General features: G+C 59.4%; 20 protein-coding genes and 1 tRNA gene. 12 read left to right on the plus strand and 9 right to left on the minus strand.

Features of this window, described 5'->3' with window-relative positions; genetic code table 11:
• The first annotated feature begins 36 nt into the window (after positions 1–36).
• The 4 genes from ACZ5C3_RS01160 (at position 37) to ACZ5C3_RS01175 (ending at position 3,943) form a co-directional block, all read left to right on the plus strand.
• Entirely contained in the window at positions 37–1,446 is a 1,410-nt protein-coding gene (locus ACZ5C3_RS01160) for a DUF5939 domain-containing protein (RefSeq protein WP_464034641.1), read from the plus strand.
• A gap of 166 nt (positions 1,447–1,612) precedes the next feature.
• Positions 1,613–2,092, plus strand: coding sequence for a tellurite resistance TerB family protein (locus ACZ5C3_RS01165; protein ID WP_464044445.1), 480 nt, complete (start codon positions 1,613–1,615; stop codon positions 2,090–2,092).
• 88 nt (positions 2,093–2,180) lie between these two features.
• Positions 2,181–2,960 (plus strand): SDR family NAD(P)-dependent oxidoreductase, encoded by a 780-nt coding sequence (locus tag ACZ5C3_RS01170; RefSeq protein ID WP_464044446.1) that lies wholly within the window; start codon positions 2,181–2,183, stop codon positions 2,958–2,960.
• Between the two features lie 137 nt (positions 2,961–3,097).
• Entirely contained in the window at positions 3,098–3,943 is an 846-nt protein-coding gene (locus ACZ5C3_RS01175; protein WP_464034642.1) for a glutamine amidotransferase, read from the plus strand.
• Positions 3,944–3,946: 3 nt separating this feature from the next.
• Here the strand turns inward: ACZ5C3_RS01175 and ACZ5C3_RS01180 are convergent, their stop codons facing one another.
• Positions 3,947–5,170 (minus strand): bifunctional alpha/beta hydrolase/OsmC family protein, encoded by a 1,224-nt coding sequence (locus ACZ5C3_RS01180; protein WP_464034644.1) that lies wholly within the window; start codon positions 5,168–5,170, stop codon positions 3,947–3,949.
• A 114-nt stretch (positions 5,171–5,284) separates the two neighbouring features.
• Positions 5,285–5,360: transfer RNA gene (locus ACZ5C3_RS01185), tRNA-Ala, on the minus strand.
• A 170-nt stretch (positions 5,361–5,530) separates the two neighbouring features.
• Here ACZ5C3_RS01185 and ACZ5C3_RS01190 point away from each other — a divergent pair.
• Genes ACZ5C3_RS01190 through folD form a run of 3 tightly spaced genes read left to right on the plus strand, consistent with a single transcriptional unit; the run spans position 5,531 to position 7,048 of the window.
• Positions 5,531–5,821 (plus strand): YggT family protein, encoded by a 291-nt coding sequence (locus ACZ5C3_RS01190; protein WP_424628880.1) that lies wholly within the window; start codon positions 5,531–5,533, stop codon positions 5,819–5,821.
• 19 nt (positions 5,822–5,840) lie between these two features.
• A complete protein-coding gene (locus tag ACZ5C3_RS01195; protein ID WP_464034646.1) occupies positions 5,841–6,164 on the plus strand; it encodes a DUF167 domain-containing protein in 324 nt (107 codons plus the stop codon).
• Entirely contained in the window at positions 6,164–7,048 is an 885-nt protein-coding gene (folD, locus tag ACZ5C3_RS01200) for a bifunctional methylenetetrahydrofolate dehydrogenase/methenyltetrahydrofolate cyclohydrolase FolD (RefSeq protein WP_464034647.1), read from the plus strand. Before ACZ5C3_RS01195 ends, folD begins: the two co-directional genes overlap by 1 nt.
• Positions 7,049–7,108: 60 nt before the next feature.
• On the opposite strand, the gene ppa is transcribed toward folD, so the two are convergent.
• Together ppa and ACZ5C3_RS01210 are read right to left on the minus strand one after the other, a co-directional pair.
• On the minus strand, positions 7,109–7,642 hold the full coding sequence (gene ppa / locus ACZ5C3_RS01205) for an inorganic diphosphatase (protein ID WP_464034649.1): 534 nt from the start codon (positions 7,640–7,642) through the stop codon (positions 7,109–7,111).
• A 96-nt stretch (positions 7,643–7,738) separates the two neighbouring features.
• Positions 7,739–8,248, minus strand: coding sequence for a GNAT family N-acetyltransferase (locus ACZ5C3_RS01210; RefSeq protein WP_424628884.1), 510 nt, complete (start codon positions 8,246–8,248; stop codon positions 7,739–7,741).
• Positions 8,249–8,418: 170 nt separating this feature from the next.
• On the opposite strand from ACZ5C3_RS01210, the gene ACZ5C3_RS01215 reads away from it, so the two are divergent.
• Positions 8,419–9,345: an alpha/beta hydrolase family protein gene (locus ACZ5C3_RS01215; RefSeq protein WP_464034650.1), complete on the plus strand. Its 927-nt coding sequence runs from the start codon at positions 8,419–8,421 to the stop codon at positions 9,343–9,345.
• Positions 9,346–9,359: 14 nt separating this feature from the next.
• Here the strand turns inward: ACZ5C3_RS01215 and ACZ5C3_RS01220 are convergent, their stop codons facing one another.
• The 4 genes from ACZ5C3_RS01220 to ACZ5C3_RS01235 form a co-directional block, all read right to left on the minus strand.
• The gene (locus tag ACZ5C3_RS01220; protein WP_464034652.1) at positions 9,360–10,604 is read right to left on the minus strand and encodes a flavin monoamine oxidase family protein; all 1,245 of its coding nucleotides are present in this window, start codon (positions 10,602–10,604) and stop codon (positions 9,360–9,362) included.
• A 171-nt stretch (positions 10,605–10,775) separates the two neighbouring features.
• Entirely contained in the window at positions 10,776–12,602 is a 1,827-nt protein-coding gene (typA, locus tag ACZ5C3_RS01225) for a translational GTPase TypA (protein ID WP_464034654.1), read from the minus strand.
• 219 nt (positions 12,603–12,821) lie between these two features.
• Positions 12,822–14,369, minus strand: coding sequence for an alkaline phosphatase D family protein (locus ACZ5C3_RS01230; protein ID WP_464038465.1), 1,548 nt, complete (start codon positions 14,367–14,369; stop codon positions 12,822–12,824).
• Between the two features lie 195 nt (positions 14,370–14,564).
• Positions 14,565–15,971 carry a TAXI family TRAP transporter solute-binding subunit gene (locus ACZ5C3_RS01235; protein ID WP_464034655.1) on the minus strand — a complete coding sequence of 469 codons (1,407 nt, stop codon included), beginning with the start codon at positions 15,969–15,971 and terminating at the stop codon, positions 14,565–14,567.
• A 328-nt stretch (positions 15,972–16,299) separates the two neighbouring features.
• Between ACZ5C3_RS01235 and ACZ5C3_RS01240 the strand changes: the two genes are divergently transcribed.
• The gene (locus ACZ5C3_RS01240) at positions 16,300–16,605 is read left to right on the plus strand and encodes a 4a-hydroxytetrahydrobiopterin dehydratase (RefSeq protein ID WP_464034656.1); all 306 of its coding nucleotides are present in this window, start codon (positions 16,300–16,302) and stop codon (positions 16,603–16,605) included.
• A gap of 80 nt (positions 16,606–16,685) precedes the next feature.
• The gene (locus tag ACZ5C3_RS01245) at positions 16,686–17,060 is read left to right on the plus strand and encodes a YkvA family protein (RefSeq protein ID WP_464034658.1); all 375 of its coding nucleotides are present in this window, start codon (positions 16,686–16,688) and stop codon (positions 17,058–17,060) included.
• 101 nt (positions 17,061–17,161) lie between these two features.
• On the opposite strand, the gene ACZ5C3_RS01250 is transcribed toward ACZ5C3_RS01245, so the two are convergent.
• Positions 17,162–18,136: an NADPH:quinone oxidoreductase family protein gene (locus ACZ5C3_RS01250; RefSeq protein ID WP_464034660.1), complete on the minus strand. Its 975-nt coding sequence runs from the start codon at positions 18,134–18,136 to the stop codon at positions 17,162–17,164.
• A gap of 251 nt (positions 18,137–18,387) precedes the next feature.
• On the opposite strand from ACZ5C3_RS01250, the gene ACZ5C3_RS01255 reads away from it, so the two are divergent.
• Together ACZ5C3_RS01255 and rlmN are read left to right on the plus strand one after the other, a co-directional pair.
• Positions 18,388–19,005, plus strand: a complete 618-nt coding sequence (locus ACZ5C3_RS01255) for an invasion associated locus B family protein (protein WP_464034661.1) — start codon at positions 18,388–18,390, stop codon at positions 19,003–19,005.
• Between the two features lie 108 nt (positions 19,006–19,113).
• Complete coding sequence (rlmN, locus tag ACZ5C3_RS01260) at positions 19,114–20,343, plus strand: dual-specificity RNA methyltransferase RlmN (RefSeq protein ID WP_464034663.1); 1,230 nt, start codon at positions 19,114–19,116, stop codon at positions 20,341–20,343.
• Positions 20,344–20,346 lie beyond the last annotated feature (3 nt).

The following is a 20,346-nucleotide window of genomic DNA, read 5'->3' on the forward strand; positions in this document are numbered from 1 at the left end:
CTTGGATACGCGTCCGTTCTGCCGTAAAATCCGGCCATGAGCGACGTCCAATCACTTTTCTCTGTCCTGAAGCAGACTGCCGATCCGAAGGTGGTCAATGCGATCCAAGATCTGATCAAGACCGGCGCTGATCACGAGCTGAATCGAATCAATCTGATCGAATTCGCCGCCAAGGCGGATCTCGGTGAAGAGCCGGTTATATCGGCATTCCTTCATGCCTCGCGGCTCGGCATTTTCGACCTGACATGGAATGTACTATGTCCGGGATGCAGCGGCGTGCTGGGTGCGCACGATACGCTGAAGCAATTACGTCCTGAGGACTATCACTGCGGTCTGTGCGCGGCGGGTTATGAACCTTCGGTCGACGATCAGGTCGAGGTGGCTTTCACAGTCAGTCCGCGGGTGCGACGCATCGCGGCTCATGATCCGAACACCCTGCCGAACTGGGATTACTGGCGTCAGATCTTCTGGAGCTCGGGTATCGATATCTCAGAAGATTCCTTCGGGCGCCTCGTTGATGAGGCGACGCTGGAGGCGATCGAACTGCCACCCGGGGAAAAGGCGGTGCTGCCGCTTCAACTGCCTGCGGAGTTCGTGATCGTGTTCGAGCCCGTCACGCATTCGGCGCTGTTCCTCGATGTCAGAGGCGAGCCATCGCGTGAGAAACAGACAGCGTCGATGACCTTCGACGGTGTGCATGCTCCGACGGGCACGATTCCCATGCATCCGGGCCCGTTGCGTCTGTCGCTGGAAAATCAGACCGACGCGCGTGTGCTGCCTTCGGTCTGGATTGCGGGCGAAGCGCTGCATGACCTGCTCGGCAAGCGCAAGCCAATTGTCACCGCGAAGCGGATTCTCGCCAATCAAACGTTCCGCGACGTTTACAAGGCCGACAATCTGAACATCGATCAGCGTCTCAAGATCACCTCGCTGACATTCCTGTTTACCGATCTCAAGGGCTCCACCGCACTTTACGAGCGTGTCGGGGATCTAGCTGCCTTTGACCTTGTCCGAGCCCACTTCCGCGCGTTGCTGGAGATCATCGCATCTGAGGCTGGCGCGGTGGTGAAAACCATCGGCGATGCGGTGATGGCGACCTTTGTGCGACCCGAACAGGCCATCGCGGCGGGACTGCGCATGCGCAAGGCCATGGATGCGTTGAACGAAGAGCGTGGGACGCAGGATCTGCTGGTCAAGATCGGCATCCATGAAGGGGCATGCCTTGCGGTTATGCTTAACGAGCGGCAGGACTATTTTGGACAGACGGTAAATATCGCCGCGCGGGTCCAGGGGCAGGCCGGCGCACAGGCGATCAATGCGACGGGGGCGGTGGTAAAATCCCCGGCGGTGATGGAGCTTTTACGCAAGGCCAATCTATCCCCCGTCGAGAAAAGCGTGGAACTGCGCGGAATTTCCGACAAGGTCGTGATCTACGAAATCCCGTGACGGGTACCCCAATAAATCCTCTTTTCGGCTATAGCCCGGATGGGTCATGGCGACCCGGGAACCCCTGCAAACATTGCCAGAGTTTCATTTTCAGGCCATAGAACATCAAGGTGCCGTACTTTAGAACACTGGGCATCTGCCCTCCTGCTCCCGATTGCAAAGATTGATGCTGGACAAATTACGCCACTTTATCGCGGACGTTGTTTCCCCCTCCGGACATGAAACCCGCACTTTCGGTGATGGTGACTACCGTCTGGCGGCGACAGCTCTCCTGATTCATGTAATCTCGCTTGATGGGCCACCTTCAGAGGTTGAGAAGCGAAAGCTGCATACTTTGCTTGAAACGCGCTTCGCGCTCGATCCTGGGACGGCGGACAAATTGATTGCGGACGCAACTCTTGTCGAAGGGGAGGCGGTTGATCTTTACCACTTCACCAGCGTCATCATGCGTTCTGTCGATGAGGTGGGCCGGCTGCGCATCATTGAGATGATGTGGGAGTTGGTTTATGCGGATGGGAATGTCAGCGAGTTCGAAGACAACATCGTGTGGCGCGCCGCGGATTTGCTCGGCATTTCGTCGCGTGATCGTGTCAACCTCAAACGTCGTGTCGCAGACAGTCAACTGACGCCCGACAAGGCAACGTAATTCTGCAGGCTTCCGTCTTGGTATAAAGCTGCTTCCTGTCTTTCAGTTTCTGACATCCAGAAAATCCGGACCACATTGAAGTATAGGTATGACTGAACGCGTCACGTTGATCACCGGAGCTTCATCGGGCATCGGCGCAGAACTGGCGCGGATTTTCGCCACGCATGGCAATCGGATTGTTTTGATTGCCCGCCGCTCTGATCGCCTCAGGCAACTCTCGGACGAGATTGTTGCTGCCGGTGGTCCGAAGCCATTCGTCATCACCTGCGATCTGCACCAGCCCGATGCCTGCGACCTGATCGCCGCGACGCTGGCGAAGATGGGCGTCGAGGTTGAAACGGTCGTCAATAATGCAGGCTTTGGCCTGTTCGGCGAGGCCATGGAGCTGGATCGCAACCAGCAGCTCGCCATGGTGGATCTCAACGTTCGCGTCCTGACCGATCTGTCGCTGCGGTTCGCCGAGAGCCTGGTCCGCCATCGCGGCGGTATCCTCAACGTCGCCTCGATTTCAGCATTTCTGCCTGGTCCCCGGATGGCGGTGTACTACGCCACCAAGGCTTATGTGCTGTCCTTTACCGAAGCCATGCGTGGCGAACTGGGCCCGAAGGGGGTTCGGGTGACGGCGCTCTGCCCCGGACCGGTCCCGACGGAATTTCAGGGCCGGGCGGGATTCAGCCCCGGATTTGATTCGGCTGTGCTCAATGTTTCGGCGGCAGCGGTGGCAAGAGCCGGTTACCGTGGCCTAATCGCCAACAAGCGGCTGATCTTGCCGGGCGTCGGCGTCCGGATGATCCCGTTTTTGCTGCGATTTGCCCCACGCAGCCTGGTGTTGGCTTCGGTCTCCAAGGTCCAGCGCAAGCGCGGCTAGTCTCGCTCCAGAGCGAACTCTTGAACCGCGGGGCTAGCGCAGGCCTTCTTTGCGACAGTACGGCAACAAAATATTTCCAAATTTGGTATTCGATACGTTAGCTTTATTGCGCCGGGACTGCCCAACGAAGAAAAAGCATGTTGCCACCTGACAAGGATCGAGCGTTCGTCGCCCCAAAGCAGCCCCGTCTAACGCAGGTTGGAGGCTTTGCCTCAACCAAGGCTCTTCCCGACACCCTTCCAGTCCTGATCGTTTTGCATGGCCCGTTGTCGACCCCAGGCCGGGTGGGAAACGCCCTGCGAGCCCTTGGCCACCCGCTCGACATCCGCCGCCCGATTCTCGGTGACGCATTGCCCGCCACGCTCAAGGGCTATGCCGGAGCAGTGGTGTTCGGCGGTCCGATGAGCGCCAACGACAGCGACGACTTTGTCCGCCGCGAGATCGATTGGCTGGCGGTTCCGTTAAAAGAGAACAAGCCCTTCCTAGGGATTTGCCTGGGTGCTCAGATGCTGGCGAAGCATCTCGGGGCACGGGTCGCTCCACACCCGGAAGGCCGCGCTGAAATTGGATACTATCCGATCCGACCTACGGACGTCGGCCACAAAGCCTGCAAGCACTGGCCGGCCTACGTCTATCACTGGCATCGGGAGGGATTCGATCTTCCGGTGGGGTGCGACTTGCTGGCGGAAGGCGATGACTTCCCAATTCAGGCGTTTCGCACCGGACGCGCCTTCGGCATCCAGTTTCATCCCGACGTGACCCAGGCCATGATGCACCGGTGGACCACGCGTGGTCATGAGCGAACGTTCATGCCCGGCGCACAATTGCGTGCCGCGCATTTCGCTGGCCGCATGGTTCACGATCTTGCTGAACGCGCCTGGCTCTCTGCCTTCCTGGACAACTGGCTGCACCGTCCGCCGCGTTTCGCTGCCGCGACGAACGATGCGGAAATGATCTCGATCGCATCGCTCGCGGCGGAATAACGGCTACTCTGTCGCGCGGGTGACGATATCGATCTCCGATGTCAGCGTGCGATGCACGGGGCATTTATCGGCGATTTCGAGCAGCTTCTTGCGCTGTTCCGCATCGAGATTGCCTTCCATCGTAATCGTCCGATTGATGCGGCTGATCATGCCTTCCTGCGTCTCGCAGGTTTCGCAGTCCTTGGCGTAGATCCGGCTATGCTTCAGCGTCACCGTGGTGCGCTCCAGCGGGATCGATTTTCGCTCAGCATAAAGCCGCATTGTCATGGATGTGCAGGCCCCGAGACCCGCAAGCAGGAAATCATAAGGACCCGGTCCGCTATCGAGGCCACCCGCGTCGACTGGCTCGTCGGCAATGACACGGTGCTTGCCAACCAGAATCTCCTGCTGCAGTTTGCCTGCACCTGTTTCGCGAACGACAACTCCCTCAGGAATTGCATCCGCGGATGGCGCGTCAGCTGCAGCCGGCGCGTCGAGAAAACGCGCCGCCCATGCTGCTATCATGTCGGCCACGTAAAGAGCGTCCTGTTTCTTTGTCAGCAGATGATCCGCTCCAGCCAGTGAAACGAAGCTCTTGGGGTGTTTGGCTGCGATGAAAATCTTGGTCGCATTGTCGATGCTGACGTAATCGTCGGTCGGGGCATGAAAGATCAGCAGCGCTTTGTGGAGTTTGGCGACGATGTCGAGCAGGCGGTGCTCGGCGACGTCATCCAGAAACTCGCGCTTGATCCGGAACGGCCGTCCCGACAGCGAGACCTCGACTTCGCCCTGTTCGCGGATCGCAGGAATGTGGTCCTTGAAAAGATGAGTGACGTGAGCAGGGTCTGAAGGCGCTGCGACTGTGGCGACGCATTTCGCTTCCGGAATTTGTGCTGCCGCCGCCAGGATCGCCGCACCGCCGAGGCTGTGGCCGATCAGGATCGCCGGTGCCTGGTGCGTCTTGCGCAGATGATCCGCCGCCAGCACCAGGTCCGCGATGTTGGACGAAAAGGTGCTGTTGGCGAATTCGCCTTCGCTGGCGCCGATGCCCGTGAAGTCAAACCGCAATGTCGCAATGCCGTGCTTCGCGAGCCCGTCGGCGATACGCTTGGCTGCGAGTACGTCCTTGCCGCAGGTAAAGCAGTGCGCCAACAGGGCGTAGGCGACAGGCTCGCCCGACGGAAGATCGAGGGATGCAGCCAGCATCTGGCCATCTGAGCCCGGAAATTGAAATCGTTCGGTGGGCACGTGAGGCTCCTTGGTTCGCAATGGCGCGACAGGCCGCTCTGCCGCGGCCGGTTACTACACAGTCTAATGCATCGAGATGTCGGAAGGAAAAACCGCTTTCGGCGGATGGGTATTTGGTGGAGCCAGGCGGGATCGAACCGCCGACCTCGTCATTGCGAACGACGCGCTCTCCCAGCTGAGCTATGGCCCCTTATCTCGGCAATACCGACCGATAAGTGAGGCCATTTACAATCCAGGACAACGCCAAGTCAAGAACGGCCGCCCCCCCGTTTTCGGGCGTCCTTCACGGGAAACCTCCCTTGTTTGCGGGGCAGCGAACCGGTATTGAGGCAATAGTTCCTCACGCGAGCCAGATCCGCCATGCGCGCCATTCTCGACATCATCCTGATCGTTCTCAATCTGTATGTCTGGTTGCTGATCGCATCGGCCATTTTGTCCTGGTTGATCGCCTTTAACGTCGTGAACACGCGCAACCAGTTCGTCGCCTCCGTGGCAGAATTTCTCTACAAAATCACCGAGCCGGTCCTGCGTCCCATCCGCAACATGATGCCGAATTTCGGCGGCCTCGATATCTCGCCGATCATTGTCATCCTGATCATCATGTTTATCCAGCGCGTGATCGAATATTACATCTACCCCAACGTGATCTGATTATCGGGACGGATCGTCCTTGACGCTGCCGTGGCGATTTTCCGTTCAGGGCGTCAGCGTTGCGATCCGGGTGACGCCCCGCGGCGGTCAGGACGCGGTCGACGGAATTGAAACACTGGCCAACGGCCGCAGCGTGCTGAAGGTACGCGTCCGCGCCATCGCCGAGGGCGGCGAGGCCAATCGGGCCGTGATCGAATTGCTTGCCAAGGCGCTGCGGGTGCCGAAGAGCAGTGTACGTGTGATGTCAGGCGTAACGTCACGGCTCAAGCAGATCGCCATCGACGGCGATCCGAAAAAATTGGGCGATGCCCTGCAAAGTTTCACGGAGATAAAAGAACTCTGATGTCAGCACGGATCATCGATGGAAAAGTAATTGCCGCCGACCTGCGTACGCGTGTTGCCGAAGAGGTTGCGCGTGTGAAACGCGAGCACGGTCTGACGCCGGGCCTGGCGGTAGTGCTCGTCGGCCATGATCCCGCCAGCGAAGTCTACGTCCGCAACAAGGCGAAGCAGACTGAAGCTGCCGGCATGACATCCTTCGAGCACAAGCTGCCGGCCGATACATCGCAGGCTGATCTCATGGCGCTGGTGGCGAAGCTCAATTCTGATCCCACGGTGCATGGGATTTTGGTGCAATTGCCATTGCCGGCCGGGCTCGATTCTCAGGCTGTCATCAATGCCATCGATCCGGCCAAGGACGTTGACGGTCTCAATCCGATCAATGCGGGGCGGCTCGCCAATGGTCTGCCGGCGCTGACGCCATGTACGCCGCTGGGCTGCATTATTTTGACCAAGACGGTGCATGCCTCGTTAGAGGGTATGAATGCCGTCATCATCGGACGGTCGAACCTCGTGGGTCGCCCACTGGTGCAGTTGTTGCTGAACGAAAACGCGACCGTGACGATCGCGCATTCGCGGACACGCGACCTTGCCGACATCTGCCGCCACGCAGACCTTGTGTATGCGGCGGTGGGCCGGCCGGAAATGGTCAAGGGAAGCTGGCTCAAGCCGGGCGCCACTGTGATTGACGTCGGCATCAACCGCTTGCCGGGGGCTGATGGAAAAAATCGGCTGGTGGGCGACGTCGCCTATCAGGAAGCGTTGGATGTCGCGGGTGCCATTACCCCTGTGCCCGGCGGCGTCGGGCAGATGACGGTGGCGTGCCTGCTGGTGAATACGCTCCGGGCGGCTTGTGCCATCAAGGGTCTGCCTGCACCGAGTGTTTAGCTATCGCCCGTCATAAAAAAGCGGAGCGTGTTCGACGCTCCGCTTTATTTTGGTCACGCTTTACTTCGCCTTCTTGGCGCGCTCGATACCTTCGAGGATCAGCTTGCGGGCTTCCTCGGCATCGCCCCAGCGGAGCACCTTCACCCACTTCTTGGGTTCGAGATCCTTGTAGTGCTCGAAGAAGTGCTGGATCTGATGCAGGGTGATGTCCGGCAGATCGCTGTAGTTCTTCACCTTGTCGTAGCGCTGCGTGAGCTTGGATGACGGCACCGCGATGATTTTTTCGTCGCCGCCGGCTTCATCTTCCATGAACAGCACGCCGACCGGACGCACGCTCATCACGGCGCCGGGCACGATCGCGCGGGTATTGGCCACCAGCACATCGCAAGGATCGCCGTCGTCGGATAGCGTGTGCGGAATGAACCCGTAATTCCCCGGATAACGCATCGCCGTGTAGAGGAAACGGTCGACCACCAGCGTGCCGGCTTCCTTGTCCATTTCATATTTGATCGGCTCGCCGCCGACTGGAACTTCGATGACGACGTTGACGTCTTCGGGTGGGTTCTTTCCGATAGAAACTGCGTCGATACGCATGACAAACCTTGGTGAGTGTTTCAGGCAAATAAACTGGAACCCGCCAGATGCGTCGGCATCATGGCGGGAACCAGTTCGATTAGTGGGAATGCAGTATCAGGCCGTCCAGGCGAAAGCGACCTTGTCGAGCGATTTGCCGCCAAATCGTTCAGATGAACGGGCAACCATGCGCCCGCCGAGGGTCCGGTAGAATTCGACAGCCGGCTCGTTGTCCGACAGCGCCCAGATAACCATGCTCTTTAGGCCGCTTTGGACCAGATCGCGTTTTGCCGCTGTGAACAGGCGGCGACCGAAACCGAGGCCCTGGAACTCAGGACGCAGGTAAAGCTCGTAAATCTCGCCTTCGAAGTGGAGGCTGCGTGCGCGGTTACGCCCGTAATTGGCATAGCCGGCGATCTTGTCGCCGAAGGACAACACGCTGACGCGGCTGCCCTTCCGGATCGCGCTATCCCACCACTGCGGGCCGCGCCGATTAATCAGTTTTTCGAGTTCGGCACCGGGGATAATGCCCTGATAGGCAGAACGCCATGCTTCGTCATGCGTGGCAGCAATTGCTGACGCGTCTGACGCTTTGGCCGGTCGGACCTCGATAAGGATCGTGCTCATGGATGCAATCAAAGCAAGTCGCGGGCTGGGCTTCAAGGTCCATCATTAATTATCAGTTAATATGTGAGCTTTTTGCATCACGTCTTGCGGCGTCTGTTTCGAAAAGGGACACAATTGCCTGCAGATCCCGGTGGCGCGGCCGGTGGCGGTGGATAATTATCCGCATCGCAATGATTGAAATCAAAATCTCCCAGATTATCGGCCTGTTTTTGTCGGTTAGTTTTTTGCTCGTTGCACCGGCGGTAGCTGAGGTGCAGCTCGGGCCACAGAACAACGAGACGTTTGCTTATCGGCGGCAGGAGTGGCTGGTGCCGAGCGGGGACCCGATCACACCTTCGCGAGCCGTGTTGTTTCGCCCAGCCGGACAGGGGCCTTTCCGTCTCGCAATCATCGCCCACGCGTCGATACAGAACCCGTTGCAAAGAGCGCAAATGCCGCAACCGGAATATTCCGGGTTAGCTGCCGCCTTGGTGGCGCGTGGATTTGCTGTGCTGGTTCCGCAGCGGCTGGGCCATGGCAAGACAGGCGGCCCTTACCTTGAGGACCAGGGCGAGTGTGACAATGCCGAGTACACGCTCTCCGCGCACAGAACGGGGGACACGATCCTCACCGCGTTGCGCTACATGCACGCGCAGCCGTTTGTGCGAAAGGATGCCGCTGTCGTCTTGGGTCATTCCGCCGGAGGGTGGGGCGCACTGTTTTTGGCGAAGCAGGATCCCAAAAATATTTCTGCCATCATCGTATTCGCGCCCGGGCGCGGCGGCCGCGCCAATGATCGTGCCGACAACGTCTGCGCGCCGGACAAGCTGCTCGCGGCGGCAGGGAGCCTTGGTGACGGTGCGCGTATTCCAGTGACGTGGCTGGTGTCGGAGAACGATTCCTATTTCCCGCCAGCATTATCTCAGCGCATGGCCGACGCTTTTCGCGACGCCGGCGGCAAGGTTGATTTTCGTGTGCTACCGCCCTTCGGCAACGAGGGCCACTGGCTGGCGGAAAGCAAAGAGGAAGGGTTGCTGTCGTCACTCACCGCGAACGTATCGGGACTGAATGTGCCATCGTCCGCGGGGCAGGATCGAAGCACCGCAAAACGGCGCTGACGATTATCGTCATGTCACGCTGTCGATAAAGCGGCCATCACTTCCTTTGCGGCGCGCACGCCGCTTTCCTGTGCACCATGAGCTGTGGTGAAGAAATTCGGTGACGTCGCCTCGCCTGCGAAGAACAGGCGGTCATCGACCGGCGCCGCCAGTGTGGCGCGATCATCGGAATGACCCGGCAGGGCATGCGAGTAGGAGCCGAGCGCGAGCGGATCGTGCGCCCAACGCGATTCTCCGATCGGCCGAACTTTTTTGCGAAAATCGGCGCCGATCAGCGCGACAAGTTCATCGATAGCCTGCGCTGCAAGCGCGCCTTCACCGGCATCTTCAAGCTGGCGCGCGAAGGTGCCGCCGAAAAATCCAGCGATACAGGGCTGTCCGAGGGGCCGCAGGTGATAGCTACCGGTGCCAGCGCGGTCGAGGGCGCCGTAGAGATGGCCGTCACGCGGCAACGATTCGGAGTCGTCCAGTGCCAGCATCACCTTGTCGGCAAGGCCGAGCGGGAGGCCTGCCGCTGCTGTGACTTTCTCTGGAATGGCGGGATGAAAACGAATCGACTCGTTTGCAATCAGGTTAGTCGATGCTGTGACGATCACTTTGTCCGCGGTCAGTGTGCCGCGCGAGGTTTCTATCCTGATCCGCTGGCCGGAATGATCGATCAGCGTGACGTGCGTGTTGAGCACGACCTTGCAGGGCGCACCATAGGCGGCAATCAGGGCGCCATAGCCCTTGCTGAGTCGCCAGTTCACGCCGGTGTCTTCATAAGCATCAAAGTCGTAGGTCGAAACCTGGTCCAGCTCGCAACCGTTGATGTAGGTGCTGATGGCATCGATCTGCGCGTTCCAGCGATTGCCCGGCTCGAGCCATTTGCTCGCGACGGTATCTTCCGGAAGGTCAGATGCTGCTTCGATGCGCGCGTCGAATTCATCCATCGCCTTCAGAAATTCATCGCGCTGTTCGGGCGGGAAGCCGAGATTGAGACTCTGCTCGCGCCAGCGCGGTCGCGTCTTGTCGATCGCGAATCCAAGTTCGTCTGCGATCGTCACGAACGGATTTTTGTCTGCTGAATGCAGCCACTCGCAGCCGACATCGAAGATGATGTTGTTCTCAAGAGTGACCGTATGGCTGCGGCCGCCGATCCGATCGCGCGCTTCGAGAATGAGGATGGAGAGCGATGAATCTCCCAGCGTGCGAGCCGCGGCAAGGCCTGCCGCACCGGCTCCGATAATTGCAACGTCGATATGGGACGGAAGGGACATGGCGGCGGTCATACTGTCATAAAATGTTGGAAGCGAACGACATTATGGCGAATTCAATATCACCCGTCATGTGCCGGGTTGTGATGGCCGCACTGCTTTACCAGTAACTTCATAAAAAATGGCCGGGACAAGCCCGGCCATTTGTTTACAGATGACAGATCGTTGAAAGCGTTAGCTTGCAAGAGCTTCCTTGCTCTTTTCAGCGCGCTTGCGCTCGTTCGGATCGAGGTGGCGCTTGCGCAGCCGGATCGACTTCGGTGTGATCTCGACCAGTTCATCCTCCTCAATGTAGGCGAGCGCCTTTTCCAGCGTCATCCGAATCGGCGGCGTCAGGCGTACCGCTTCGTCCTTCGACGTGGTGCGGATGTTGGTGAGCTGCTTGCCCTTGAGCACGTTGATCTCGAGGTCGTTGTCGCGGGTGTGCTCGCCGACGATCATGCCTTTGTAAACCTTCCAGCCGGGCTCGATCATCATCGGACCGCGGTCTTCCAGCTTGAACATCGCGTAGGCAACCGCTTCGCCCTGATCGTTCGAGATCAAGACGCCGTTGCGGCGGCCCTGGATCTCGCCCTTGTACGGCAGGTAGTCATGGAACAAACGGTTCATGATCGCTGTGCCGCGGGTGTCGGTCATCAGCTCGCCCTGATAGCCGATCAAGCCGCGGGTCGGAGCGTAGAATACCAGACGCAAACGGTTACCGCCGGACGGGCGCATCTCGATCATCTCGGCCTTGCGTTCGCTCATCTTCTGCACGACCACGCCGGAGAATTCCTCGTCGACGTCGACGACGACTTCCTCGACAGGCTCCAGAATCTTGCCGTTCTCGTCCTTGGTGAACACGACGCGCGGACGCGAGACGGAGAGCTCAAAACCCTCGCGGCGCATGTTTTCGATCAGGATCGCAAGCTGCAATTCGCCGCGTCCGGAGACTTCCATCGAATCCTTGTCGGCGGCCTCGACCACGCGCAGCGCGACGTTGCCTTCGGCCTCACGCAGCAGGCGGTCGCGAATGAGGCGGCTGGTGACCTTGTCGCCTTCCGTGCCGGCGAGCGGTGAGTTGTTGACGATGAATGACATCGACACGGTTGGCGGATCGATCGGTTGCGCCTGGATCGGCGTCTCGACCGACGGATCGCAGAACGTGTCGGCGACAGTGCCCTTGGTGAGACCTGCGATGGCGACGATGTCGCCGGCTTCGGCGAGATCCACCGGCTGCCGCTCAAGACCACGGAACGCGAGGATTTTTGTGATGCGGCCGGTTTCGACCACCTTGCCGTCGCGCGACAACACCTTGACCGCCTGGTTGGGCTTCACCGAACCGGATGCGATGCGGCCGGTGATGATGCGGCCGAGATAGGGATTGGCTTCCAGGATGGTGCCGAGCAGGCGGAACGGACCTTCTTCCACCACTGGTGGCGCGACATGCTTGATCACGAGGTCGAACAGCGGCTTCATGCCGACGTCATGGGATGCATCCGGGCTGTCGGCCATCCAGCCGTTCTTGCCCGAGCCGTAGAGAATCGGGAAGTCGAGCTGCTCGTCAGTGGCGTCGAGGGCAGCGAACAGGTCGAACACCTCGTTGACCACTTCAGTGATCCGCGCGTCGGGACGGTCCACCTTGTTGATCGCGACGATCGGCTTGAGGCCGAGCTTGAGCGCCTTGCCGACCACGAACTTGGTCTGCGGCATCGGGCCTTCGGCAGCGTCGACGAGCACGATCACGCCGTCGACCATCGACAGAATGCGCTCGACCTCACCGCCGAAGTCGGCGTGGCCGGGTGTGTCGACGATGTTGATCTGGGTGTCTTCCCATTGCACCGAGGTGCACTTGGCGAGAATGGTAATGCCGCGCTCTTTTTCCAGATCGTTGGAATCCATCGCGCGTTCGGTCACGCGCTGGTTCTCGCGATAGGTGCCGGACTGCTGGAGGAGTTTGTCGACGAGGGTGGTCTTGCCGTGGTCGACGTGAGCGATGATGGCGATGTTGCGCAGATTCATGGGTCTTCTTCTGGTTTAACGGTCTGGGTGCCCTAAAGCGGGTTCAACAAAGCTCTGGCCTTGCGCTCTACGACGCGGGCCGGTGTCACCTCGTCTGAAAACGCGCTGGGGCAATCCCTGCAAAAGCAAACCCGGCCCAAAAGGGACCGGGTACTCGGACGCGTTGCGGCGCAATATAGTCAGAAATCGCCGGAAAACAATGCACATTCGGGGATTTGGTTAGCCCATTTTGGGGTCCAAAGTGATCGACCAAAGGGCCGTATCGGCCCTATCCCGGAGGGTCACGGTCATTTGGCCCGTCGCCCCCTCGACTTTGACATGGCCGAAGAACTGGAAACCTTCCGATGGCGGCAGGTTCTGGCGGTCAGCCCCCGGAGCCTTCACGAAACGCACCTCGGGGCCAAACGTGTTGTCCATGGCTCCTGGGCCGAAAGTTCCGGCGTGGAAGGGGCCGGAGACGAACTCCCAGAACGGCTCGAAGTCCTGGAATTGGGCCTTGTCGGGATTGTAGTAATTGGCGGCGGTGTAATGGACGTCAGCCGTCAGCCAGACCGTGTTGCGGATGCCGGCGGTCTTGATGAAACGCAGCAGGTCGGCGATTTCGAACTCGCGGCCGCGCACCGGACCGTCGCCCTGGGCGAAGGCTTCGGAGCCCTTCTTTGCAGTGGCATCGTCATACACGATGATGCTGAGCGGCATATCGGACGCGATCACCTTCCAAGTCGCTTTCGACTTCAGCAATTCGCGCTTGAGCCAGGCCAGTTGGTCCGGCCCGATGAAATAAGCATCCGGCCCATAACTTGTCTGCAGGTTCTCACCGTTCGGGCCGCGATAGCTGCGCTCGTCCAGCATGAACACGTCAACATGTGGGCCGTAGTTGATGGTCCGGTAGACGCGGCCCGGTTCAACGATGCTTTCGCGCATCGGATACATTTCGTGGAACGCTTTCGCTGCGCGTGCCGCGAGCAGCGTGATGTCGCGTTCTTTGTATGTGGCCGGCAGCTGCTTCGACAGCGACCAGTTGTTGGTCACCTCGTGATCGTCCCACTGCACGAAGATCGGCACTTCGGCGTTGAAGGCGCGGACGTTGTCGTCGAGGAAGTTGTACTTGTGCGCGGCGCGGTATTCGTCGAGCGTTTCCGCGACTTTCGCCTTCTCGGGAATGGTGATGTTTTTCCAGACCTTGCCGTTGTCGAGTTTGACTTCGGACGGAATGACGCCGTCAGCGTAGATCGTATCGCCGGAATGGATCAGGAAGTCGGGATTGTGCTTGCGCATTGAGGCGAAGGTGAACATGCCGCCATCGTCTGGATTGATGCCCCAGCCTTGTCCGGCGACGTCGCCGCCCCAGACAAAGGACACGTCGCGGCGGCTTGCCGGTGCGGTGCGGAAGCGGCCGACCACAGGCTCGCCGACGATGTTGATGTGAGACAGGTCGCGAAAGCGGGCGCGGTAGAAGATCGTCTGATCGGACGGCAGGTCCTCGATCAGCATCTTGGCGGTGAAATCGTTTTCCGGCATCGCATTGATCGGTGGTAGCGCGCGCGCGTCCTTGAACGACTCTGTCGTCGAAACCTCGACCATCAGCTGCGCCGGGCGGTCGGCACGTGCCCACACTACGCCGCTATCGACGTTGACGTCACCCGACTGCACGCCGTGAGATACCATCGGGCGATCAGCTGCCCGGCTAACGTATGGCAAAGCGATGCCGCTCGCTGCGGTGATGCCGCCCGCGGCAGCAGTTGTCAGAAAACGTCGGCGCGTCATGCGAAGGGTCACGAAAGCCTCCAGAGGTGTGCGCGAGTCCAGCCCACGACTCAGCGGCCGGCACCATGCAACGTGAGCCTGACAGAATAAGGAAGGTTATGTGACGCCTTGGCGAAACGACCTAAGAAGAAATGCATAGAACATATCGACAAGCGATATGGGTCGCTCGGCGCTGCGTAAGTCTGCGAGAAGTCTTCAGGCCACTTGAGGCCGGGGCGCGCGGGTCGGAGGTTCCGGCATCTGCAGCAGAAATGCCTTCCGGTCGGCCACCGCATTGTGGAACTGCTCCAGCGCAATGCTGAATGCGGTCAAGGAGCCCTCTTCTATCGCACCGTCCTCAAAGCAGTGCAGGGTGCTGGTCATGATCTCATCGGCTTCGGCCTGCATCGCGTCCAGTTCCTCCATGGAGGTGGACTTGCGGGCGGCCGAAAGCATTTCCAGCAAGCGTTCCCGCAATGAGGAATTGGTGACGCGCTCGTCCTTGCGCAGATAGCTCGCAAACCACGCACCGGCGGAGCCGAGTGCGGACAGCAACATCAAGCTGCCCCAGATATAATCGCTGTATTTGTCGAGGAAGGTTTTTTCTTCACCGTCGACATAGGCGGCCGCACCAGGATGTGCGGGGATCGCGGCATCTTTGTCGGTGTCCGGCGTTTCAAGTTTCGCGGAGAGCGGGAATTCGTTCTGGATGCTTTGGCGGATCGCGAACAATTGACGGGTGAGCGCGCCGACGGTCGTCTCCGACAGCGAACTGCGCGCAACGATGTGGTGATCGAACGTAATGGTATCGATCTTGTCGTCGGGCCGAGCTGGATTCGCGCCAAATGTTCCTGCGGGGATTTCGCCGGAATCATAAGCCGGGTATTTTTGCGCGATCGCATCGGCCGTATCAATCGACAGGAAGGTGACCTTCTTGTCCTTCACTGTGGCAGCGATCGCGTCGGAGGTGATTTTGCTGTTGAGCGGGCCGACGGCAAGAAAGGCGTCGATCTTCTCGGTTTTAATAGCGTCGGCAAAACCGGTGGTGCTGAACTGAACGGTCTGCACGCTGTCGAAATTTACGCCGGATTGCGTCAGGATCACCTTCAGTAAATTGATGTTGGCCGGAGTGCGGCCGATCACGCCAATGCGTTTGCCCGCGAGTTGCTCGATCTTGGTGATGGCACCCTTGCGCTGGGTGCCGGGGACCCACAACACCGCGAAGTTCTTGCGAATGCTGGCAACGGCTTGCGCATTCTTCGGCAGGTCGAGATCGCCGCGCACGACCGCGAGGTCTGTGGTGCCCGCGCTCAGACTGGCGGCGCTCGCGGTGGCCCCTTCAGTGACGATCGGCCGCAGCCTGACATAGCTGCGATCACGCGAGAACATTTGGGCCATGGATTGAATGACCTTCACATCGTCGCTGTTCGGCGGACCGACTGCGATCCGCAGGTGGACCGCACGCGTCATGTAATAGGTCGTCCCGCCCACGGCAGCCACGGTGGCGAGCACCGCCGCGATGACGATCAGCAACGCTTTCGATTTACGGGACCTTAGCGTGAGGGTGCCGGGCGTCTTGGCCGGGTCCAGCGCAGGTCTGGAAAACATGTCACTGATGCCCATTGTTCGTCACGCCTGTGGGGTCGCGTCGGAACTCTAGCAAATGGATAGCATATCCGGTGATTCCATGGTGTTCATGGTTAGCAGCCTTCAAGGCTTTTTTATCGAGTGGCACGTCCTGCTCCCTACGACGTTCTAGTATCCCGATTCCGAAGTTCGCACAGGTTTGCGGCTGGCTTGGATGCGAGCTTCGGAACCGGGATACCAGCAAGCCTATGATTCTAGGGCCGCTTTTGGATTTGAAGTTCTTCATAGAGCTTGCAGCTACACCCGGAAGAATTTCAAATCCGCGGCACCAGGACGGAACGCAGGTGCGCGCGGTAAAGTTCAGGTGAAGGAGGTTAACATGGTTGAAAAGCTGTCCCTCGAGGCGCGGAAGACCGCGATAGCAAGTCTTAACGGTTGGTCGGACGTACCCGGTCGCGACGCGATCGCGCGAACCTTCACCTTTCGGAATTTTAATGAGGCCTTTGGCTTCATGACCCGCGTTGCGCTGATCGCCGAGAAGAACGACCACCACCCCGAATGGCGCAATGTCTACAAGACCGTCGAGGTGGTCTTGAGCACCCATGACGCAGGCGGTGTGACCCAGCGTGACATCGCGCTGGCCGAAGCGATGAACAAAATCGCCGGCTAGCTGTTGTGGCGCCCGGTGGGAATTTCCACATAACAAAGGACAGCGGCACGCTGCCGATGGGTGAACCTGGGAACCTGATGATGGCATCAGACGACACCATGCATTTCGGACCGGCCGACGAGTTGGCAAAGGATCCTGAGCGCCTACGCAAGCGCTTCTGGACCAAGTTCAAGCGCGTCGTCGCCAGCCTGCCGTTCGCCGAAGAGCTGCTGGCGGCTTACTATTGCGCGTTCGACCGCGAAACGCCGCGCCACGTTCAGGTCTCGTTGCTTGGCGCGCTTGCCTATTTCGTGCTGCCGTTCGATTTCATTCCCGACGTTCTCCCGGTGCTTGGATTCACCGACGACGCTGCTGTGCTGGCAACGGCTATTCGGATCGTGTCGAGCCACATACGGCCAGATCATCATGAAGCTGCACGCACCGCGCTGAAACGTGTGCTGGACAAGAAAGACTGAGAGCAGCTTAAGCGCCGCATGTTCGTGATGCTTAGCTTGGAAAGATCCAGACAAGAAAAAACGCGCGGGTTTTATCCCGCGCGTTTTTGTTGCGTTGAAGATCAGGGGTGAAGGATCACCTTGCCCATGGCCTGACGCCCGGCAAGAACCTTCAGGGCGTCGGCGGTTTGCTCCAGCGGGAAGGTGCGATCGACGTGAGATGAAATCTTGCCTTCTGCTGCCCACCGCATCAGCTTTTCGAGATTGGCGCGGCCGTCCTTGGGATCGCGCCGCATGTACGCGCCCCAGAACACCCCGCGAATATCGCAGCCCTTGAGCAAGGCCAGGTTGAGCGGGATTTTTGGAATTTCGCCGGCGGCGAAGCCGATCACCAGGAAGCGTCCCTTCCAGGCTAGCGAGCGAACACCGGCTTCGGCATAGGCGCCGCCAACCGGATCGAACACGATGTCGATTCCCTTGTCGCCGCCAATGCGCTTGAGCGCCTCCTTCAAATCTTCCTTGGCGTAATTGATGGTCAATTCGGCGCCATGCTGTTTGGCGAATTCGAGCTTCTCGTCGGAAGACGCACAGGCGATGACCTTGAGGCCGAGCAGCTTGCCGAGTTCGCACGCAGCAAGACCGGTGCCGCCGGCGGCGCCGAACACGGCGAGGGTTTCGCCCGGCTTCGGATCAGCGCGATCCTGCAGCGCGTGCAGTGCCGTTCCGTAGATCACGATGATGCCCGCGGCGCGGTCGAAATCGAGATTGTCTGGGATCTTCACAACTGACGATGCTGGCAGTGCGATCTTCTGACGCGCTCCGTTGTGTCCGCATGAGGCTGCAACGCGATCGCCGGGCTTCACATCGATGACGCCGGCGCCGACGCTTTCCACAACGCCTGCGATCTCTGCCGCCGGTGAAAATGGAAACGGGGGTTTCACCTGATACTTGCCCTGGATCATTAGCAGGTCGAAGAAATTCAGCGCCGCCGACTTGATAGCGATGACGACTTCACCGGGACCTGCAACCGGTTCGGGAATATCGCTCAACACGAGATCATCAGGACCGCAGAACTGCGAGCAGAGAATGGCTTTCATGAACACACCTGGAATGGAGGCCAACCGGAGTCGAGAAGAAGATGCGCGAGGAATTGTTCATGGCGGATTTGAGGCCGGTCCACAATTCAATTCGCTTCTCCCGTACATTGCGCGTAACCTTGTGGCCCCGCAACCGCCTTTCCAAAAAGAGATTTCCTGTTTATTTCATAAATGGAATCTTCACCGGCAAAGGGCACGTTCGAGACGGGATCATGGAGCGAGGGCTAGCAATGCGAGGTCTGCGAATACCGATGCGGCAAGTGTTAGCCGTGCTGATGACCGGCTTGCTCGTGTGCGGCTTCTCTGGTCTTGCACAATCACAGACGACATCGAAGGCGGGGTCTGCGAAGTCGAAAGCTCCTGCGGCAAAGTCAGGTGCTGCGCCGGCAAAGCCTGCCGCTGTACCGACGGTGGGTGGCGCGGAGCCATCACTGGTCGGACAGTTCGGCACATGGGGTGCTTACACTGCAACGCCAAATGGCAAGAAGGTTTGTTTCGCGTTGGCGAAGCCTGCATCCTCGAAGACCAATCCGCCGAATCGGCCGCGCGATGCAGCGTATGCGTTCATTTCGACTCGTCCCGCAGAAAAGGTCACGAACGAAGTTTCGATCATGATCGGCTATCAATTGAAGCCGGGCTCGGAAGGAACGCTCGAGATCGGCAGCGCGCGCTACGCGATGTACAGCCAGGGTGACGGTCTCTGGATCAAGAACGCCGCCGAGGAAGACCGCATGGTGGATGCGCTGCGCAAGGGCGCGGATGCCACCGTCAAAGGTGTCTCGTCCAAGGGCACCGAGACCATCGATGTTTTCCCGCTGAAGGGCCTCTCCCAGGCGCTCGACAAGCTGGCGCAGGAGTGCCGGCGATAGGGGCATTCCCGACCCGGACCAAAAAGCTCTGAAAAATTAAAGCTTTAGAACGGCGGTTGATGTTATAGAGCGGCATCAGTATTTAAAGCGCTCACCGGATTAACCGCCATGACCACTTCTTCACCCGAGGCTGCGCGCGCGCCTGTATTGGCGCGCGGGGTTCCCTTGGAAAAGACAGCGCTCGAAGCCTATGTGCCGCCGGAGCAGCCGTCACTGATCGGCTTGTCGCGCGCCGAACTGGCCGAAAAGCTCGGAAGCGTCGGCGTCTCTGAGAAGCAGCGCAAGATGCGCGCGCAGCAGCTCTGGCACTGGATGTATGTGCGTGGTGCGGAAACGTTCGACGAGATGACGAACGTCTCGAAAGACATGCGTGCGGAGCTCGAAAAGCATTTTACGGTAGCGCGCCCTGAAGTTGTCGCCGAGCAGATCTCCAATGATGGCACGCGCAAGTGGCTGCTGCGGCTGCCGAGCGGTCATTCGTCCGAGCGGCCGCATGAGGTCGAATGCGTCTACATTCCCGAGACGGATCGCGGCACGCTGTGTGTGTCGTCACAGGTCGGCTGCACGTTGAACTGTTCGTTCTGTCACACCGGCACGCAGCGTCTGGTGCGCAACCTCACCGCGGGCGAGATTGTCGGGCAGGTGATGGTCGCGCGCGATCGTCTCAATGACTGGATCGATCGCGAGACGCCGAACGGCAATCGCCTCGTCACCAATGTGGTGATGATGGGCATGGGTGAGCCGCTCTACAATTTCGATGCGGTGCGCGATGCGCTGCTGATCATGTCGGACAATGAGGGCATCGGCATCTCACGGCGGCGGATCACGTTGTCGACATCCGGCGTGGTGCCGAACATCGCCCGCATGGGCGAGGAGACTGGCGTAATGCTGGCGATCTCGCTGCATGCTGTCCGCGACGATCTGCGCAATGAACTGGTGCCGCTCAATCGCAAGTATCCGATCGCTGAACTGCTCGATGCCTGCCGGGCTTATCCCGGCTCGTCAAACGCGCGGCGAATCACGTTTGAGTATGTGATGCTGAAGGGCGTCAACGATTCACTCGATGACGCCAGGCTGTTGGTGAAATTGCTCAAGGGCATTCCGGCCAAAATCAATCTCATTCCGTTCAATCCATGGCCCGGCAGCAAGTATGAATGTTCGGACTGGGAGCAGATCGAGAAGTTCTCTGAATATGTCTTCAATGCCGGATATTCGTCGCCGGTGCGTACGCCGCGTGGTCGCGATATTCTCGCGGCTTGCGGGCAGTTGAAGTCGGAAACCGAAAAGCTCTCGGCACGCGAACGCCAGGCGCTGCGTGCCATGGCGATGACGGATTGATCC

The sequence above is a fragment of the Afipia dichlorophenoxyacetatis genome (genome assembly GCF_055386385.1).

Bases quoted from the DNA above. Each gene is read 5' to 3' on its own strand.
- ACZ5C3_RS01245 (WP_464034658.1), top strand. From the start codon at position 16,686: ATGGCATCAGACGACACCATGCATTTCGGACCGGCCGACGAGTTGGCA.
- ACZ5C3_RS01160 (WP_464034641.1), top strand. From the start codon at position 37: ATGAGCGACGTCCAATCACTTTTCTCTGTCCTGAAGCAGACTGCCGAT.
- ACZ5C3_RS01255 (WP_464034661.1), top strand. From the start codon at position 18,388: ATGCGGCAAGTGTTAGCCGTGCTGATGACCGGCTTGCTCGTGTGCGGC.
- ACZ5C3_RS01230 (WP_464038465.1), bottom strand. From the start codon at position 14,369: ATGACGCGCCGACGTTTTCTGACAACTGCTGCCGCGGGCGGCATCACC.
- ACZ5C3_RS01190 (WP_424628880.1), top strand. From the start codon at position 5,531: ATGCGCGCCATTCTCGACATCATCCTGATCGTTCTCAATCTGTATGTC.
- ACZ5C3_RS01215 (WP_464034650.1), top strand. From the start codon at position 8,419: ATGATTGAAATCAAAATCTCCCAGATTATCGGCCTGTTTTTGTCGGTT.
- rlmN (WP_464034663.1), top strand. From the start codon at position 19,114: ATGACCACTTCTTCACCCGAGGCTGCGCGCGCGCCTGTATTGGCGCGC.
- ACZ5C3_RS01235 (WP_464034655.1), bottom strand. From the start codon at position 15,971: ATGGGCATCAGTGACATGTTTTCCAGACCTGCGCTGGACCCGGCCAAG.
- ACZ5C3_RS01175 (WP_464034642.1), top strand. From the start codon at position 3,098: ATGTTGCCACCTGACAAGGATCGAGCGTTCGTCGCCCCAAAGCAGCCC.
- ppa (WP_464034649.1), bottom strand. From the start codon at position 7,642: ATGCGTATCGACGCAGTTTCTATCGGAAAGAACCCACCCGAAGACGTC.
- typA (WP_464034654.1), bottom strand. From the start codon at position 12,602: ATGAATCTGCGCAACATCGCCATCATCGCTCACGTCGACCACGGCAAG.
- ACZ5C3_RS01170 (WP_464044446.1), top strand. From the start codon at position 2,181: ATGACTGAACGCGTCACGTTGATCACCGGAGCTTCATCGGGCATCGGC.
- folD (WP_464034647.1), top strand. From the start codon at position 6,164: ATGTCAGCACGGATCATCGATGGAAAAGTAATTGCCGCCGACCTGCGT.
- ACZ5C3_RS01250 (WP_464034660.1), bottom strand. From the start codon at position 18,136: ATGAAAGCCATTCTCTGCTCGCAGTTCTGCGGTCCTGATGATCTCGTG.
- ACZ5C3_RS01220 (WP_464034652.1), bottom strand. From the start codon at position 10,604: ATGTCCCTTCCGTCCCATATCGACGTTGCAATTATCGGAGCCGGTGCG.
- ACZ5C3_RS01165 (WP_464044445.1), top strand. From the start codon at position 1,613: ATGCTGGACAAATTACGCCACTTTATCGCGGACGTTGTTTCCCCCTCC.
- ACZ5C3_RS01210 (WP_424628884.1), bottom strand. From the start codon at position 8,248: ATGAGCACGATCCTTATCGAGGTCCGACCGGCCAAAGCGTCAGACGCG.